Raw genomic sequence first — 2,845 nt, 5'->3', positions numbered from 1 at the left:
GGCGGGTCGAGGTAAAGCCCGACGATCTCGGTGACTTTCTCCTCGAACTTTGGGTCGTTCGAGACCTTGAACCCCTTCACGACATGCGGCTTGAGGCCGGCTTCGGCCCAGATGCGACCCACGCTGGACGGCGAGATGTTCATTGCTTCGGCCATCAGCGCGCGGCTCCAGTGCGTGGCGTTGGGCGGCGTCTCCTGCACCGTCTTGGCGATGACCTTCAGCCGCGTTTCCATGGGCAGCGGCGGCACACGTGAAGGTCGTGTCTTGTCGCGCTTCAGCCCCGCCACGCCCTCATCGAGATACCGCGCTTGCCAGCGCCACACCGTGGGCTTCGACGTCTGCGCGCGCCGCATGATCTCGAAGGTCCCATGACCATCCGCCGTCGCCAGCACGATCTCGGCCCGCCAGACAAGCTTGCGAACGGTGTTGCGGTTGCTGATCAGAGCTCGAAGCTCAGCACGGTCGGCGGGGCCAAGGTAAAGGCAGATGTCGGAGCGTCTCATACGCCCGAATATAGCACACCATGTCAGCCTTGGGAATCTTGTGTCAGGTGGCGAACACTAGTTCGCGCTCCCGACCATCTCAGAAGGCTCCGATGAGCGACTTGTTTTGCTCAACATCAATCGGCTTGAGGGCAGGCATGACCGGGCGCAAATCCTCCGGCAGACGCAGTTCGCCTGGAGGGTCTCGCAGAGTAAGGCGGAGTCCGCAGATTATGTCATGGCGGTCGTTCGCAGAATTGTCGTCGGGGCCTTCGTCGCGGAGGAGTGGCTGGAAGCGACCCATGCCAATTTCCCGACGCACATTTAGGTCGAGAACGAACAGCCGCAGCGGAAAGTTGTCAGTACGTTAGAGCCGGATCAGGCGAAACTTATCTGAGCCTTTATGGCCCGGCTCCGGTCCCCGGCGACTTCGAAGGCCTCCGTCGCCTCATCGAGGGCAAAGCTGTGGGTGATGAAGGGCGTCACGTCGATCAGGCCCTTTCGCAGCAGGCTGACGGCGGTGAAGAATTCCTCGTGGAAGCGGAAGGAGCCGGTCAAGGACAGTTCCTTGGCGGTAAGGGCCTGTACGGGCAAGGTCATGTCGCCGCCAAGGCCGAGCTGCACGATGACGCCGCCCGGGCGCATGGCGCCGATGCCCCCGGCGAGCGCCGGGGCCGCGCCGGAACATTCGTAGAGGACGTCGAAGGTGCCCTTTTTCTCGGCGTAGGGGGCGAGGCCCTCGGGCGTCTCAGCCATGTCGATGACCGCGTCGGCGCCCGCGATCCGGGCCATCTCCAGAGGAAACCCCGCAAGGTCGGTCGCCACGATCCGGTCAGCGCCAGCCCGGCGCGCGGCGAGGATACTGAGGATGCCGATGGGGCCGCAGCCGGTCACCAGCACGGACTTGCCCAGCATGGGCCCGGCCCGCCGCGTGGCGTGCAGACAGACGGCCAGCGGTTCGGCCATGGCGGCGACCCCGGCGCTCAGCCCGTCGGCCGGGGCGCATTGGGCGGCGTCGGCCATGAGGACCTGCCGGAAAGCGCCCTGGACATGGGGAAAGGACATGGCGGAGCCGTAGAAGCGCATATTCAGGCACTGGTTAAACATGCCCTCCGCGCAGAAGCGGCAGGCATGGCAGGGCCGGGAGGGGGAGACGGCCACGAGGTCGCCCACCGCGAGGCCAGTCACCTCCTCGCCCAGTTCCGTAATGCGGCCCGACACCTCGTGGCCGAGGATCATCGGTTCGCGCAGCCGCACGGCGCCGAAGCCGCCATGGTTGAAGTAATGCAGGTCGGAGCCGCAGATGCCGCCGGCCTCGATGCGGATGGCGACCTCACCGGGGCCGGGGACGGGGGTGTCGGCGTCCTCGACCCGGAGATCGCGGGCGGCATGGATGACGAGGGATTTCACTACGCGGCGTCCTCTGGCACGGGGGTTGGGAGGGGCTCGCCCGCGAAATGGGCCGTCAGGTTATCGCGCATGAGCTTGCCCATGTCCTTGCGGGTTTCAACGGTGCCGGAGCCCTGGTGGGGTTGCAGCAGCGCGTTGGGCAGGTCGAAGAAGCGGGGGTCAATGTTCGGTTCCCCCTCGAAGACGTCGAGCGCAGCGCCGCCGAGGGCGCCGGAGGAGAGCGCCGCGATCAGCGCGTCCTCGTCGATGTTGGAGGCGCGGGAGACGTTGATGATGATGCCCTCCGGCCCGACCGCCTCGATCACCTCGCGCCCGACGATGTGGCGCGTCTCCGCCGAGGCGGCGAGGGTGACGAAAAGGTAATCGGACGCCGCGGCGAGCTCAACGGGGTCGGGGATGTAGGTCCAAGCGGCGGCGTGATCCTTGGGCGCGCGGGCGGAATAGGAGATTTCCATGTCGAAGGCCTCCAGCCGGCGGCCGATCTCGTGGCCGATCCGGCCGAGGCCGAGAATGCCGGCCTTGCTCCCCCAGACGCGGCGCTGGAGCTTTTTCATGCCCATTTCGGCCCATTGGCCCGAGCGCACCCAGTGGTCACCGCCGATCAGCCCGCGCCCGAGCGCCAGCATCATCGCGACGCCGAAATCGGCCACGTCCTTGGTCAGCACGTCCGGGGTGTTCGCCACCACGATGCCCCGCGCGCGGCAGGCGTCGAGGTCTACGGCGTCGAAACCGACCCCGTAGATGGCGATGACCTCGAGGGCGGGGCAGGCGTCGATGATGGTACGGCCGGCCCCGAGATCGCCGCGGGTGGCGATGCCGCGGATCCTTGGGCCGACCTCGGCGAGGAAGGCGTTGGGATCTTCGGCGAGGTCGTGGCGGTGCATCTCGAAGCCGTCATCAAGCGGCCCCTGATCCCATTCGGGAAAAGCACCCATTTGCAAAATCTCCGGCCT

At 66.6% G+C, this 2,845-nt stretch carries 3 protein-coding genes; all 3 read right to left on the bottom strand.

Features of this window, described 5'->3' with window-relative positions:
- On the bottom strand, nt 1–503 hold a 503-nt coding region (locus tag ACESL7_RS14935), incomplete at its 3' end, for a helix-turn-helix domain-containing protein (protein WP_372894089.1).
- Between the two features lie 357 nt (nt 504–860).
- A complete protein-coding gene (locus ACESL7_RS14930) occupies nt 861–1,892 on the bottom strand; it encodes an L-idonate 5-dehydrogenase (RefSeq protein ID WP_372894088.1) in 1,032 nt (343 codons plus the stop codon).
- A partial coding sequence (locus tag ACESL7_RS14925; protein ID WP_372894087.1) for a 2-hydroxyacid dehydrogenase occupies nt 1,892–2,845 on the bottom strand: 954 nt, incomplete at its 5' end. The genes ACESL7_RS14925 and ACESL7_RS14930, both read right to left, overlap by 1 nt.

It is taken from the genome of Rhodosalinus sp. (assembly GCF_041685465.1).
Lineage (GTDB): Bacteria > Pseudomonadota > Alphaproteobacteria > Rhodobacterales > Rhodobacteraceae > Rhodosalinus.
Note: the sequence above shows the minus strand (reverse complement) of the source record. Positions and strands in the feature narration are given on the sequence as shown.